Here is a 13706-nt window from a genome sequence, read left to right as displayed (position 1 = left end):
TTTATAATGCACCCACTATCCGGGCAGTCAGCTGAGCTGCAGTAAGCCCGCTTTGCTCAAGCATCCAGGCATAGTCCCCAGCGTGGGGATAGCCCTGAGGAATACCGGCGATCATCAGTTTCGGTCGACGCTCTTCCCCGGCAATATACTCCGCAACGGCACTGCCCAGACCACCCGTCACGCTGTGCTCTTCTACCGTTACAAGCAGTTTTTTATCCAGGTGTTGTTGCAGTGTCGCCACATCCAGAGGTTTGATTGTGTGCATGTCAATCACCGTGGCCTGCACGCCCTGGTCCGCCAGATGCCCGGCTGCGGTGAGCGCAGTATGGACCATGCTGCCGGTGGCGATAATGGCAATATCCCCACCTTCACGCAACGTATTGGCTTTGCCTGGCACCAGTTCGAAGTCCTCTTTATAGACGATGGGCGCACGCATGCCGCCCGTCAGCCTCAGATAAACCGGCCCCGCATGCTCAAAAGCCGCCTGGGTCATTTTCACCGTGGCCGTACAGTCCGCCGGGGAGAAAATAGTGATGTTCGAAACGGAACGTAGCATCGCCAGCTCTTCAATGCCGTGATGGGTGGCGCCAAACATACCTGTTGCCAATCCTGAAGCCAGACCGACCAGCTTCACGTTTTCCTGCATATAGCCCAGGTTTAAGCGCACCTGTTCGGCTGCACGCAGGGTCAGGAAATTGGGAAACGAGGTGACAAAGGGGACAAAGCCGCTGGCCGCAAGACCCGCAGCCACACCGACCATATTCTGTTCGGCAATCCCGGCATTGAAGAAGCGCTCAGGGAAGGTGGTTGTGAAGCGGTCAAGACCGGAGGACTTACACAGATCGCCGGAAAGGGCCACGATGTTTTCGTGTTCGCGTGCCAGTTCCAGCAGCGCCATGCCAAAGGTACCGCGTGAGCCAAGCATGGACCATGAACGGATGGTGGCAGGTTTAAACTCAAGCATGGTGTGCCCCATTAAGTTCAACGAGCGCATCGCTGAGCTGTTGTGCAGAAATGCGGTTGCGGTGAAACTCTTTATTATTCTCCATGAAGGACACGCCCTTACCCTTGATGGTATTGGCAATAATGACCTTGGGTTTGCCGTTGTGCGGCTGCGCAAAAGCGTCAGCCAGTTCCCCCAGATCGTGTCCGTCACAGACAAGGGTTTCCCAGTGGCAGGCGCGCCAGAGGGCTTCGAGATCCATGCGCATGACATCTTCAGTGTGACCATCAGACTGTAAACCATTACGATCGACAATCAGCGTCAGGTTATCCACGTGATGATGCGCGGCCATGAAAGCACATTCCCAGATGGCGCCTTCATTGCACTCGCCATCTCCCACTAAGGCATAAGTATGCCAGGGTTCGCCTTTAAGACGGCGGCCCAGCGCCAGCCCCGTGGCAAAGGAGAGTCCCTGAGCCAGACTACCGCCGGAAAAATCGATGCCGTATTCGGGGTGCTTGGTAGGATGCACTTGCAGGACAGAACCGTTCAACTCGAAGGTGTTGAGCTGCTCTTCGGTCATGATGCCAAACTCACACAGCGTGGCGTAAAGCCCCAACGCGGCGTGACCTTTACTCAGAATAAAAACATCGCGATCTGAGCGGGTGATGTCTTTGGCTTCATAGCGCATGACTTCGCCGTACAGAACGCTGAGGATATCCACCATCGAAAGGGCAGGCGAGATATGCACACCATCGCTTGGGGCATGATGAGCCACGCGCAAAATTTGCTCTCTAATACGACGCGCGGCGTTTTCTGTCTCTGAGTGCGTATGTATCATTTCAAACCGCCATCTACGCGGATCGTTTGGCCGGTAATGTAGGACGAGAGATCGCTTGCCAGGAACAGGGCAGCCTCTGCAATTTCTGCCGGAGTACCTGCGCGTCGCAGATCGGCGCTATTTTTGGCCTCTTCCACCACGTGATCGGGCATCGTCAGCAGCATATCCGTATCCGTAATGCCGGGCGCGATACAGTTGGCGCGGATCCCTTTTTCACCCAGCTCCGCCGCGATGGATTTTGTCATCGCAATGAGCGCGGCTTTTGATGCGCCGTAGGCAGATTTACCCGGATTACCATCTTCGCCGGCCGTCGAGGCAATATTTACTATGCTGCCGCGCTGATTGCGAACCATCAATCTGGCGATGTACTGGTTGAAAAGATAAACAGAGAAGAAGTTCACCTCAAACTGTTCACGGAGCTGCGCTTCACTGGTCATCTGGAACAGACTATTCAACGTGATGCCGGCGTTATTGATCACCGCATCCAGCGGGCGCTTGTCGGACATGATGTTTTTGATGGCCAGTTTCATTGCGCCATAATCGGTCATATCGAAACAGACAGGCCAGATCGCCACCTGGTGGCGGTCTGCTATAGCCGCCATGTTCTCAATAAACGCATCATCAGCTTCCCGCGCATGGGCGTAAATGTTTGCGCCATTGGCGGCAAATACCTCGACCATAGCGAGACCCATGCCGCGGCGGCAGCCAGTAATTAAAACGGTTTTACCCTGCATCAACATTTCTGCTTCCCTCAACCCATTCCGCCATCGATGCGGATAACCTGCCCGGTGGTATAACTGGAGGCATCGGACGCCAACCACAGCAACGTGTTCGCCACTTCTTCAGGCAAACCCGGGCGTTTTAATTCGCAACGCGCCATTTGCCGTGCCATAACTTCTTCTGAGAGTGCGGCTGTCATTGCTGTACTAATCACGCCTGGCGCGATGGCGTTAACTCGCACGCCCTGCGGGCCGAGCTCAGCAGACAGTGTTTTGGTGGCTGCAATCCACGCGGCTTTTGCGCTGGCATAAGCCAATTGACCCGGATTTCCGTCAAGGGCAGAGATACTGGAAATATTGATAATGCTGCCCTTTTTCTGGCGCAGCATGATACGGGCAATATATTGCGTAAAAGCGATTTGCGAGAAGAAGTTGATAGTAAACGTCTTTTGCAACTGTTCGAGCGTGACCATCTGGAAATTGGCATCAAAATTAGCACCAGCCACATTGACCAAAATATCTACCTTTTTTTTGGTCTTCTGAATGGTCATTGCGGCTTGTTTTATTGCCTCGTTATCCTGCAGGTCGAAATAGATCGGAATGATTTCCGCCTGATATTTCTCGCTAATTTCTGTGATGAAATCAGTAAAGGCAGGCTCGGGGGCCTGGCAGCAAGCAAATACTGTCGCACCCGAACGGGCGAAGGTTTCCAGCGTAGCTTTACCGATACCCTGCAAACACCCTGTGATCACAGCCGTTTTTGCGTGAAGCATCATCACTTAGCCCTGAATTTCTACATCGTATTTTTTCAGGATCTCTTTGCCCTTTTCCCATGACGCGAATTCAATGATGTCATCCGTGTCCATCATGATGTCAAAGGCATCTTCAAGTGATGCAATCATGGTCATATGACCGACGGAATCCCAGGATGGGGTATCCTGATATTTATAGCCAACCAAAATATCTTCTGGTACTTCAAAGGTTTCAGTGAAGATACGGTTATAAGTTTCCAAATTTGACATCATTTTTCTCCAGGATGGCGAGGAAATTTTTAATAGCTAAATGTGTTTGGCGACCGGGTTATAGCCAAAAAGGGAAGGCTATTTTGGGCGCCAGAAAATAGGGTCTACTTAAATACTTTATTATCCATATTCGGACGAATCGCCCGCGCCGGATTACCCATCACAATCATTGCGGGTGCGATGTCGTTAAAAACGGCGGCTCCCATACTGACAATAGTGTCATCACCAATGGATGTGGTTTCACGGATAACGGCGTTCATACCAATAAAGACGCGTTCGCCGATCCTGCATTTACCCGCAAGATTGGCATAAGAAGAGATAATGGAGTCCTGCCCTATATGGCAATCGTGTCCCAGGCTGGCATTAGGCTGAAGATGCACATTATTGCTAATGACGGTGTCGCAAGAGATGAAGGCACCATAGCTGATTACGCATCCCTCTCCGAGGGTACAGGAGGCGCTCAGGCGGGCACCGGGATGAACAAGCGTGGCTAACCTGAACCCGCTCTCAATGACCCGTTGTGCCAGAGTATGACGCAATGAGGGTTCGCCTACGGCGATGACGATTTCATATTCGTCGGGTATCAGCGCGTGCAGGGGGGCAACGGGACAGCCGTTTATTTGATCGGCCCGGGGATTATCCTCGATAAAACACAAAGCATCCCAGCGCAATTCCGTAGCGTTTATCTCTTGTGCCAGTTCAAGCACTTCTCTGCCGAGGCCACCTGCGCCATAAATTGCCAGTTTCATCTTATCCCCAACGCCTTAAGGCTGAGTGAGCCTCGCCGCAACCTTGCTCTCTGACAGCCAGGATGCCTGAATTAATACTTTGGGCCTAATATAAACCAGGCGCGAGACCTTTCAGGGAAGGAATAGCCGTCATTTTTTCTCGTTAATTAGCGGATTGGAAAAGGCGGGTTTTTCTTCAATAAATCCTGTGCTGGCATTAGGTTTGTAAGAGATATATTAAAGCGAGGCGTAACAAAACAGACGGGTTTATTGGAAGCGGAATTCAGCTTTAGCGACAAATTGCTGCCAGAATTGTTACTGAAAAATTAGAATAGCTATATACAACAATGGCTTACTATCTTGGTATATCTTTATTACTCTAAATAACCCCTCATTTCACCCACTATTCATCCAATTGAACGCCCTGCAGAATCGGATAATCATGCCGATAACTCAATTAACGCAGGGCTGTTTATCGTGAATTCACTCTATACCGCTGAAGGTGTAATGGATAAACACTCGCTGTGGCAGCGTTATGTACCACTAGTGCGTCACGAAGCATTGCGCCTACAGGTGCGGTTGCCGGCGAGCGTGGAACTGGACGATCTGCTACAGGCGGGCGGTATCGGGTTATTGAATGCAGTTGACCGGTACGACGCTCTGCAAGGAACGGCATTTACTACTTACGCAGTACAGCGTATTCGTGGTGCGATGCTGGACGAACTGCGCAGCCGGGACTGGGTGCCGCGCAGCGTCCGACGTAACGCACGCGAAGTGGCGCAGGCGATGGGACAGCTGGAACAGGAGCTTGGACGTAACGCAACCGAAACCGAAGTGGCGGAGCGTCTGGGTATTGCTGTTGTCGAATATCGCCAGATGTTGCTCGATACCAATAATAGCCAACTCTTCTCTTATGACGAGTGGCGTGAAGAGCATGGCGATAGCATCGAGCTCGTGACTGACGATCATCAGCAGGAAAACCCGTTACACCAATTACTTGAAGGCAATTTACGCCAGCGCGTAATGGAAGCGATAGAAGCTTTACCGGAACGTGAGCAATTGGTGTTGACGCTCTATTACCAGGAAGAGCTCAATCTCAAAGAGATTGGCGCGGTACTGGAAGTCGGGGAGTCACGGGTAAGTCAGCTGCACAGTCAGGCCATTAAACGCTTACGTACCAAACTGGGTAAGTTATAGGTGATTCATTTCATCCGAAAAGTGCCGCACAACGTATTGACAACCAGGAGTTATCATGACGGTGCAGCAATCTAAAAGACGGCCTTTAAGCCGCTATCTGAAAGACTTTAAACACAGCCAGACGCATTGCGCCCATTGCCATAAATTGCTCGACCGCATCACGCTGGTTCGTCGCGGTGAGATCGTGAACAAGATTGCGATTTCCCGCCTCGATACCTTGATGGACGAAGCCGCGTGGCAAGAAGAGCAGAAAGAGTGGGTGGCGTTATGTCGTTTCTGCGGCGATCTTCACTGCAAAGAACAGAGCGACTTTTTTGATATCATCGGCTTCAAACAGTTCCTGTTTGAGCAAACCGAGATGAGCCACGGCACGGTCCGCGAATATGTCGTGCGCCTGCGTCGTCTTGGCCAGCATCTGACCACACAAGCGATTTCTCGCGATCTGCTGAAGAGCGGTTTACTGGATGAAAATCTGGAGCCGTGGCTGCCCGTCACCAGCACCAACAACTACCGAATTGCGCTGCGTAAATATGCACAGTTTAAGGCGCAAATGCCGGCGGTGCAGAAGCAGAAAGTCCTCCTCGAGACAACTTCTGATATATATTAAAAATGAATAACATGTAGCGCAGTCGTGTTTGACCTGTGGGCCAAACGCCCTACACTACAGTCAAAATTCCACTATATCGGGGTACTTATGAAATTAGCACTTCTGGGTCGTCAGGCGCTGATGGGTGTTATGGCCGTGGCGCTGGTTGCGGGTATGAGTGTCAAAACCTTCGCCGCCGAAGGTCTGTTAAATAAAGTCAAAGAGCGCGGTACGCTGTTGGTTGGGCTGGAAGGTACTTATCCTCCGTTTAGCTTCCAGGGTGACGACGGTAAACTGACCGGGTTTGAAGTGGAGTTTGCCGAGGAGCTGGCGAAGCATCTCGGGGTCAAAGCCTCGCTGAAGCCGACCAAGTGGGACGGAATGCTGGCATCGCTGGACTCTATACGTATCGACGTGGTGATAAACCAGGTCACCATCTCTGACGAGCGTAAGAAGAAGTATGACTTCTCGACGCCTTATACCGTCTCAGGTATTCAGGCGCTGGTGAAGAAAGGGAATGAAGGCAGCATCAAAACCGCCGCCGACCTGAAAGGCAAGAAAGTGGGGGTTGGTCTGGGCACTAACTATGAAGAGTGGCTGCGCCAGAACGTACAGGGCGTGGATATCCGCACTTATGATGATGACCCGACTAAATACCAGGATCTGCGCGTAGGCCGTATCGACGCCATCCTTGTTGACCGTCTTGCTGCGCTGGATCTGGTGAAGAAAACCAAAGACACCCTGGCAGTGGCCGGTGACGCGTTCTCCCGTCAGGAATCCGGTGTTGCCGTGCGTAAAGACAATGAAGACCTCGTGAAAGCCATCGATGGCGCGATTGCCGATATGCAGAAAGATGGCACGCTGAAGAAACTCTCTGAGAAGTGGTTCGGCGCAGACGTCACCCAATAAGTTTTTGCTCAGAAAAAGGCGCTTATTCAGCGCCTTTTTTATTTCCTGCCGATCTACGTGCATAATAAATAATAACAGATCAAACAGACCCGCCGGGGGAATCCATGTCATTGCAAAACTTAACGCGTTATCCGCGTCTGGAATTTATTGGCGCACCGACGCCGCTCGAGTATCTACCTCGCTTATCGGATTACCTGGGCCGCGACATACTGATCAAACGGGACGATGTGACTCCGATGGCTATGGGCGGTAATAAACTGCGCAAACTGGAGTTTCTGGCCGCTGAAGCCCTGCGTGAGGGGGCCGATACGCTCATCACCGCCGGCGCTATTCAGTCGAACCACGTCCGTCAGACCGCGGCCGTCGCCGCGAAGCTGGGACTGCACTGTGTGGCCTTGCTGGAAAACCCGATTGGCACCCGCGCGGAAAACTATCTCACCAACGGCAACCGCCTGCTGCTAGACCTGTTTAATGTGCAGATTGAAATGTGCGATGCCCTGCACGACCCTGTCACGCAGCTTGATGAACTGGCCACCCGCGTTGAAGCGCAGGGGTTCCGACCTTATGTCATTCCCGTTGGCGGCTCAAACGCACTGGGCGCGCTGGGCTATGTGGAGAGCGCGCTGGAAATTGCCCAGCAATGTGAAGGTGCGGTAGGGATTTCGTCGGTAGTGGTGGCCTCGGGTAGCGCGGGCACGCATGCCGGGCTGGCGGTAGGGCTGGAACAGCTTATGCCGCAGGTTGAGCTCATTGGCGTGACGGTCTCGCGCAGCATTGCGGATCAAAAACCGAAAGTGGTCACGCTGCAACAGGCGGTGGCGCAAGCGCTGGAAGTCACGGCCAGCGCGGACATCACGCTCTGGGATGACTACTTTGCGCCAGGCTATGGCACGCCGAATGATGAGGGGATGGAAGCCGTCAAACTGCTGGCGCGCCTGGAAGGTATCCTGCTCGACCCGGTCTATACGGGCAAAGCTATGGCAGGGCTTATCGATGGGATCAGCCAGAAACGCTTTAAGGATGAAGGGCCTATTTTGTTTGTCCATACTGGCGGAGCGCCGGCTCTTTTTGCCTACCATCCTCATGTTTAACTGCGGGTAGAAAAATTCGAATGCAAGAAAGTATCCAACTGGTTATCGACTCCTTGCCCTTCTTGCTCAAAGGGGCGGTATTTACGCTGCAACTGAGTATCGGCGGCATGTTCTTTGGGTTGCTGCTGGGCTTTATACTGGCGTTGATGCGCATGTCATCGATTCTGCCGGTGCGCTGGCTGGCGCGTTTTTACATCTCAGTCTTCCGCGGCACGCCGCTGATTGCCCAGCTGTTTATGATCTATTACGGTCTCCCGCAGTTTGGTATTGAGCTGGATCCCATCCCGGCGGCCATGATTGGGTTATCGCTTAACACGGCGGCATATACTTCTGAAACACTCCGTGCCGCCATTTCGTCTATTGATAAAGGGCAGTGGGAAGCCGCAGCCAGTATCGGGATGACGCCGTGGCAGACGCTGCGCAGGGCGATTCTACCGCAGGCGGCGCGCGTAGCATTACCGCCGCTTAGCAACAGTTTTATTAGCCTGGTGAAGGATACGTCGCTGGCGGCCACGATTCAGGTGCCGGAACTGTTCCGTCAGGCGCAGCTGATTACGTCGCGTACGCTGGAGGTATTCACCATGTATCTGGCGGCCTCTCTGATTTACTGGGTGATGGCGACGGTTCTCTCCGCGCTGCAAAATTACTTTGAAAACCAGCTGAACCGCCAGGAGCGTGATCCGAAATGAGTGCTATCGAAGTCAAAAACCTGGTTAAAAAATTCCACGGTCAAACGGTACTGCATGGTATCGATCTGGAGGTGCAGCAGGGCGAAGTGGTGGCCATTATCGGCCCCAGCGGCTCGGGTAAAACTACCTTACTGCGCAGCATAAACCTGCTGGAGCAGCCAGAAGGCGGCACCATCCGGGTAGGGGATATCACTATTGATACCGGTAAACCCATGGGGCAACAGAAAGGGCTAATTCGCCGTCTGCGCCAGCATGTGGGTTTCGTCTTCCAGAGCTTCAATCTGTTCCCTCATCGCACGGTGCTGGAGAACATCATTGAAGGGCCGGTTATCGTGAAAGGTGAGCCGAAAGAGGAGGCGACAACCCGCGCCCGCGAACTGCTGGCCAAGGTGGGACTATCAGGGAAAGAGACCAGTTATCCGCGCCGTCTCTCCGGCGGGCAGCAGCAACGCGTGGCTATTGCCCGCGCGCTGGCAATGCGCCCGGAGGTGATTCTGTTTGATGAACCCACATCCGCACTCGACCCAGAGCTGGTGGGGGAGGTATTAAATACCATCCGTCAACTGGCTCAGGAGAAGCGCACGCTGGTGATCGTGACCCATGAGATGAGCTTTGCCCGTGACGTGGCGGACCGGGCTATCTTTATGGATCAGGGGCGTATTGTTGAGCAGGGGCCGGCAAAAGCGTTATTCGCTGACCCGCAACAGCCACGTACCCGACAGTTCCTGGAAAAATTCCTTCTTCAGTAGAATCTTTGTTCTTTTTTGCTCCAGAAACATTATCTGGAGCAAATAATTCCCCCTGAAAGTCTTTACATATATTGTTTTATTCTGTCTGAATTGCTGTAACCACATAAATTCTGTACAAATTCCCCTTGTGGTCGATATTTTATACATATAAATAAGATTTATGTGTTAGTTTAATCAATCCATAATAATGATTATCTTTTACAGGGGCTTCATTCCGTAAGTATGAAGGATTCAGACTTTTTCACATGGCGACGGGATTGCTATCTTCGGTTTCAGGAAATGACTTCGGCCGATGAGGTATATTCCGAACTTCTGCGACAAACACAGGCACTAGAGTTCGATTATTTTTCGCTTTGTGTCCGTCATCCCGTGCCGTTTACCCGGCCTAAACTCTCATTGCAGAGTAATTATCCGGCACAATGGTTATCGCATTATCAGGCGGAGAATTATTTCGCCATCGATCCGGTACTCAAACCAGAGAATTTTGTGCACGGCCACCTACCCTGGAATGACGCGTTGTTTGCCGATGCGCAACCCTTATGGGATGGCGCGCGGGAGCATGGGCTGCGCAAGGGAATTACCCAGTGCCTGATGTTACCGAATCATGCGCTCGGTTTTCTGTCCGTCTCCAGCACGGTGCAAAGCATCAATAAGTTCAGCAAAGAAGAGCTGGAGTTGCGTCTGCAAATGCTGGTGCAGATGGCCCTGACCACGCTGTTGCGTCTGGAACATGAAATGGTGATGCCGCCTGAGATGAAATTCAGCAAGCGCGAGAAAGAGATTCTGAAATGGACGGCGGAAGGTAAAACCTCAGCGGAAATAGCGATTATTCTTTCTATTTCTGAAAATACGGTGAACTTCCATCAGAAGAACATGCAGAAGAAATTCAATGCGCCAAACAAAACGCAGATAGCCTGTTATGCGGCGGCGACGGGCATTATCTGACGCGTTCTGACGTTCTGCGTGCCAGACGAAAAAACGGCTGAATGCAATGCGTTCAGCCGTTTTTGTTTTTACTGACGGTAAGCTTGTTTAATCTGCTTAACCGTGCTGGAAAATACGTCGGCCTGAGCCTGGTCTTCCATTTGCGCGATCTGCTTTTCCATCTTAAGGATCACACGACCCGCATCAGCCTGGCCCATTGCCTGAAGCATCAGGGTCAGAAGGGATTTCAGACAGGAGACTTCCTGCGCCAGTTCCTGGTTATTTTCCGCAGTGGCGAAATCAGGTGTGCTCATTCATTTTCCTCATTATAAAAACGGCGCATACGCGCTTAGACCTTAGTTAAGGCGGCGGAGTATACCACAAGCTTGACAAAAAAATGCAGCGGTTGTTTTTTGTACTTTTGGCATGCAGTTTAATTGAATAAACAATCAATAAGCATAAACTTCATCTTGCTTTTACTGACAATTAACATATACCGGCAGTTTTAATGCAGTTAATTATTGTTACAAAAATTTGAAAATTATATTGGTGAACGCAACCCCGCCAGAACAATTGTAACCTTCTGAAAAAAGGGAGCTAAAATTTAGCGACAAGCGTTGAAGCGCCTTCTTATCGTTTCCAGTTACTGTATAGGTTAATTTCCAAAAATTTGTTCGGTATCGCTTATCTGCATTTTTAACGTTTTAAAGTTGAGGTAAAAAACGGTAATATATACGGCATTAGCATTCCATAGCGTTATCCCTATTCTGGAGACTTTCCATTGATCAACGTCCTTCTTGTTGATGACCACGAACTGGTGCGCGCAGGGATACGACGCATTCTGGAAGATATTAAGGGTATTAAAGTTGCCGGTGAGGCCTGCTGCGGTGAAGACGCCGTAAAATGGTGCCGCGCCAATACCGCCGATGTTGTCCTGATGGATATGAATATGCCTGGGATCGGTGGGCTTGAAGCAACCCGAAAAATCGCCCGCGCCTTTGTCGACACCAAAGTTATTATGCTGACGGTGCATACCGAGAACCCCCTTCCTGCCCGCGTTATGCAGGCAGGCGCTGCAGGTTATTTAAGCAAAGGTGCTGCGCCGCAAGAGGTGGTCAACGCCATTCGCTCTGTTCACGCCGGGCAGCGCTATATCGCTTCTGACATTGCGCAACAGATGGCGCTAAGCCAGATTGAGCCAGAAAAGACCGAATCACCCTTTGCCAGTTTGTCTGAGCGCGAATTGCAGATTATGCTGATGATAACCAAAGGCCAGAAGGTGAATGAGATTTCCGAGCAGCTTAATCTCAGCCCGAAAACGGTGAACAGCTACCGCTATCGCATGTTCAGTAAACTGAACATTCATGGTGATGTCGAACTCACTCACCTGGCCATTCGCCATGGTCTGTGTAATGCTGAGACCTTAACCAGTCAGTGAGTGATGTGTTTGAATCCAGTGCATTTCTGAAAACCGTGACCAGCCAGCCCGGCGTTTACCGGATGTACGATGCTGGCGGTACGGTTATCTATGTCGGTAAAGCGAAGGACCTTAAAAAGCGTCTTTCCAGCTATTTCCGTAGCAATCTTGCGTCCCGTAAAACGGAAGCGCTCGTCGCGCAAATCCAGCAAATTGACGTAACCGTCACCCATACGGAGACGGAAGCGCTGCTGCTTGAACATAACTACATCAAGCTCTATCAACCTCGCTACAACGTACTGCTGCGTGACGACAAATCCTATCCGTTTATTTTCCTCAGCGGCGACACCCACCCGCGTCTGGCGATGCACCGCGGTGCAAAGCATGCGAAAGGGGAGTATTTCGGTCCATTCCCGAATGGTTACGCAGTGCGTGAAACGCTCGCCTTGCTGCAAAAAATCTTCCCGGTTCGCCAGTGCGAAAACAGCGTCTACCGCAACCGCTCGCGCCCGTGTCTGCAATATCAGATCGGCCGCTGTCTGGGGCCCTGCGTCGCCGGGCTGGTCAGCGAAGAGGAGTATGCGCAGCAGGTGGAGTACGTGCGGCTGTTTCTGGCCGGTAAAGATGACCAGGTGCTCACGCAGCTTATTGAGCGGATGGAAAAAGCGAGCCAGGCGCTGGCCTTCGAAGAGGCAGGGCGCATTCGCGATCAAATTCAGGCCGTGCGCCGGGTTACAGAGAAGCAGTTCGTCTCCAATAATGGTGACGATCTGGATGTGATTGGCGTGTCGTTTGATGCGGGCATGGCCTGCGTCCACGTGCTGTTTATTCGTCAGGGTAAAGTGCTGGGCAGCCGGAGCTACTTCCCCAAAGTACCGGGTGGCACCGAGCTGGGTGAAGTGGTCGAAACCTTTGTCGGGCAGTTCTATCTGCAGGGAAGCCAGATGCGTACGCTCCCCTCGGAAATCTTGCTCGATTTCAACCTTACCGATAAAACGCTGTTAGCAGAGTCGCTCTCTGAGCTGGCCGGGCGTCGCGTAAATGTGCAGACCCGTCCACGCGGCGATCGGGCCCGTTATCTAAAGCTGGCGCGAACCAACGCGGCCACGGCGCTGACCACCAAACTGTCACAGCAATCTACAGTTCATCAGCGTCTTGCCGCGCTGGCGACGGTGTTAAAATTGCCGGAAGTGAAACGCATGGAGTGTTTCGACATCAGCCACACCATGGGCGAGCAGACCGTCGCATCCTGTGTGGTCTTCGATGCCAACGGCCCGCTGCGCGCAGAGTATCGCCGCTACAACATTACCGGCATCACTCCGGGCGATGATTACGCTGCAATGAATCAGGTCCTGCGCCGCCGCTACGGCAAAGCGATTGAAGAAAGCAAGATCCCCGATGTTATCCTGATTGACGGTGGCAAAGGGCAGCTAGGCCAGGCGAAAACGGTGTTTGCCGAACTGGACGTCAGCTGGGATAAGCATCATCCTCTGCTGCTGGGTGTCGCTAAAGGTACCGATCGCAAGGCGGGCCTGGAGACGCTATTCCTGGAGCCGGAAGGGGAGGGATTCAGCTTGCCGCCGGACTCACCGGCGCTGCACGTCATCCAGCACATTCGCGATGAGTCGCACGATCATGCGATCGGTGGTCACCGTAAAAAGCGGGCGAAGGTCAAAAATACCAGTACGCTGGAGACCATTGAGGGCGTTGGGCCAAAACGTCGCCAGATGTTGTTGAAATATATGGGCGGATTGCAAGGTTTACTCAACGCCAGCGTTGAGGAAATTGCAAAAGTGCCGGGTATTTCGCAAGCGTTGGCAGAAAAGATCTACTACTCGTTGAAACATTGAGGGCTCTGTAGCAACATAGAGCTAATATTTACTGCCAACAA

At 52.1% G+C, this 13706-nt stretch carries 16 protein-coding genes and 1 pseudogene; 9 read left to right on the top strand and 8 right to left on the bottom strand.

From position 1 onward, the window contains the following. Position 1 precedes the first annotated feature (1 nt). The 6 genes from B3511_RS12155 to B3511_RS12130 form a co-directional block, all read right to left on the bottom strand. Complete coding sequence (locus B3511_RS12155) at positions 2-964, bottom strand: transketolase family protein (protein WP_233802785.1); 963 nt, start codon at positions 962-964, stop codon at positions 2-4. Beyond that, positions 957-1784, bottom strand: coding sequence for a transketolase (locus tag B3511_RS12150; protein WP_286782534.1), 828 nt, complete (start codon positions 1782-1784; stop codon positions 957-959). Before B3511_RS12150 ends, B3511_RS12155 begins: the two co-directional genes overlap by 8 nt. After that, positions 1781-2524, bottom strand: a complete 744-nt coding sequence (locus B3511_RS12145; RefSeq protein ID WP_046884867.1) for an SDR family NAD(P)-dependent oxidoreductase — start codon at positions 2522-2524, stop codon at positions 1781-1783. Before B3511_RS12145 ends, B3511_RS12150 begins: the two co-directional genes overlap by 4 nt. A gap of 11 nt (positions 2525-2535) precedes the next feature. Further along, positions 2536-3279, bottom strand: coding sequence for an SDR family NAD(P)-dependent oxidoreductase (locus B3511_RS12140; RefSeq protein WP_046884868.1), 744 nt, complete (start codon positions 3277-3279; stop codon positions 2536-2538). 3 nt (positions 3280-3282) lie between these two features. Then, positions 3283-3525: a hypothetical protein gene (locus tag B3511_RS12135; protein WP_046884869.1), complete on the bottom strand. Its 243-nt coding sequence runs from the start codon at positions 3523-3525 to the stop codon at positions 3283-3285. 104 nt (positions 3526-3629) lie between these two features. Continuing rightward, positions 3630-4274 (bottom strand): acetyltransferase, encoded by a 645-nt coding sequence (locus B3511_RS12130; RefSeq protein WP_286782530.1) that lies wholly within the window; start codon positions 4272-4274, stop codon positions 3630-3632. Positions 4275-4730: 456 nt separating this feature from the next. On the opposite strand from B3511_RS12130, the gene fliA reads away from it, so the two are divergent. The 7 genes from fliA (at position 4731) to sdiA (ending at position 10419) form a co-directional block, all read left to right on the top strand. Next, the gene (gene fliA / locus B3511_RS12125; RefSeq protein WP_040075043.1) at positions 4731-5450 is read left to right on the top strand and encodes an RNA polymerase sigma factor FliA; all 720 of its coding nucleotides are present in this window, start codon (positions 4731-4733) and stop codon (positions 5448-5450) included. Between the two features lie 55 nt (positions 5451-5505). Continuing rightward, positions 5506-6057, top strand: a complete 552-nt coding sequence (gene fliZ, locus B3511_RS12120; RefSeq protein ID WP_046884871.1) for a flagella biosynthesis regulatory protein FliZ — start codon at positions 5506-5508, stop codon at positions 6055-6057. An 87-nt stretch (positions 6058-6144) separates the two neighbouring features. After that, a complete protein-coding gene (gene tcyJ, locus B3511_RS12115) occupies positions 6145-6945 on the top strand; it encodes a cystine ABC transporter substrate-binding protein (protein WP_286782528.1) in 801 nt (266 codons plus the stop codon). Positions 6946-7049: 104 nt separating this feature from the next. Then, a complete protein-coding gene (dcyD, locus tag B3511_RS12110) occupies positions 7050-8036 on the top strand; it encodes a D-cysteine desulfhydrase (RefSeq protein ID WP_046884873.1) in 987 nt (328 codons plus the stop codon). 20 nt (positions 8037-8056) lie between these two features. Beyond that, positions 8057-8725, top strand: a complete 669-nt coding sequence (gene tcyL / locus B3511_RS12105) for a cystine ABC transporter permease (RefSeq protein WP_046884874.1) — start codon at positions 8057-8059, stop codon at positions 8723-8725. After that, a complete protein-coding gene (tcyN, locus tag B3511_RS12100) occupies positions 8722-9474 on the top strand; it encodes an L-cystine ABC transporter ATP-binding protein TcyN (protein ID WP_207291998.1) in 753 nt (250 codons plus the stop codon). The genes tcyL and tcyN overlap by 4 nt, the downstream gene beginning before the upstream one ends. Before the next feature lie 222 nt (positions 9475-9696). Next, a complete protein-coding gene (gene sdiA / locus B3511_RS12095; protein ID WP_263616079.1) occupies positions 9697-10419 on the top strand; it encodes a transcriptional regulator SdiA in 723 nt (240 codons plus the stop codon). A 68-nt stretch (positions 10420-10487) separates the two neighbouring features. Here the strand turns inward: sdiA and B3511_RS12090 are convergent, their stop codons facing one another. Both B3511_RS12090 and B3511_RS20740 read right to left on the bottom strand, forming a co-directional pair. Beyond that, positions 10488-10712 carry a DUF2594 family protein gene (locus tag B3511_RS12090; protein WP_040075051.1) on the bottom strand — a complete coding sequence of 75 codons (225 nt, stop codon included), beginning with the start codon at positions 10710-10712 and terminating at the stop codon, positions 10488-10490. 35 nt (positions 10713-10747) lie between these two features. Further along, positions 10748-10819: pseudogene (locus B3511_RS20740) on the bottom strand (hypothetical protein); the annotation flags it as partial. A 360-nt stretch (positions 10820-11179) separates the two neighbouring features. Here B3511_RS20740 and uvrY point away from each other — a divergent pair. Together uvrY and uvrC are read left to right on the top strand one after the other, a co-directional pair. Continuing rightward, on the top strand, positions 11180-11836 hold the full coding sequence (gene uvrY / locus B3511_RS12085) for a UvrY/SirA/GacA family response regulator transcription factor (RefSeq protein ID WP_040075052.1): 657 nt from the start codon (positions 11180-11182) through the stop codon (positions 11834-11836). Beyond that, positions 11833-13665: an excinuclease ABC subunit UvrC gene (gene uvrC / locus B3511_RS12080; protein WP_040075054.1), complete on the top strand. Its 1833-nt coding sequence runs from the start codon at positions 11833-11835 to the stop codon at positions 13663-13665. Before uvrY ends, uvrC begins: the two co-directional genes overlap by 4 nt. Positions 13666-13706 lie beyond the last annotated feature (41 nt).

The organism is Leclercia sp. UBA1284 (assembly GCF_002308415.1).
GTDB lineage: Bacteria > Pseudomonadota > Gammaproteobacteria > Enterobacterales > Enterobacteriaceae > Enterobacter > Enterobacter pneumoniae.
This window is presented reverse-complemented; position numbering and strand designations above follow the sequence as displayed.

Bases quoted from the DNA above. Each gene is read 5' to 3' on its own strand.
- B3511_RS12145 (WP_046884867.1), bottom strand. From the start codon at position 2,524: ATGTTGATGCAGGGTAAAACCGTTTTAATTACTGGCTGCCGCCGCGGC.
- sdiA (WP_263616079.1), top strand. From the start codon at position 9,697: ATGAAGGATTCAGACTTTTTCACATGGCGACGGGATTGCTATCTTCGG.
- B3511_RS12130 (WP_286782530.1), bottom strand. From the start codon at position 4,274: ATGAAACTGGCAATTTATGGCGCAGGTGGCCTCGGCAGAGAAGTGCTT.
- tcyN (WP_207291998.1), top strand. From the start codon at position 8,722: ATGAGTGCTATCGAAGTCAAAAACCTGGTTAAAAAATTCCACGGTCAA.
- dcyD (WP_046884873.1), top strand. From the start codon at position 7,050: ATGTCATTGCAAAACTTAACGCGTTATCCGCGTCTGGAATTTATTGGC.
- fliZ (WP_046884871.1), top strand. From the start codon at position 5,506: ATGACGGTGCAGCAATCTAAAAGACGGCCTTTAAGCCGCTATCTGAAA.
- B3511_RS12150 (WP_286782534.1), bottom strand. From the start codon at position 1,784: ATGATACATACGCACTCAGAGACAGAAAACGCCGCGCGTCGTATTAGA.
- tcyL (WP_046884874.1), top strand. From the start codon at position 8,057: ATGCAAGAAAGTATCCAACTGGTTATCGACTCCTTGCCCTTCTTGCTC.
- B3511_RS12140 (WP_046884868.1), bottom strand. From the start codon at position 3,279: ATGATGCTTCACGCAAAAACGGCTGTGATCACAGGGTGTTTGCAGGGT.
- B3511_RS12135 (WP_046884869.1), bottom strand. From the start codon at position 3,525: ATGTCAAATTTGGAAACTTATAACCGTATCTTCACTGAAACCTTTGAA.
- B3511_RS12155 (WP_233802785.1), bottom strand. From the start codon at position 964: ATGCTTGAGTTTAAACCTGCCACCATCCGTTCATGGTCCATGCTTGGC.
- B3511_RS12090 (WP_040075051.1), bottom strand. From the start codon at position 10,712: ATGAGCACACCTGATTTCGCCACTGCGGAAAATAACCAGGAACTGGCG.
- tcyJ (WP_286782528.1), top strand. From the start codon at position 6,145: ATGAAATTAGCACTTCTGGGTCGTCAGGCGCTGATGGGTGTTATGGCC.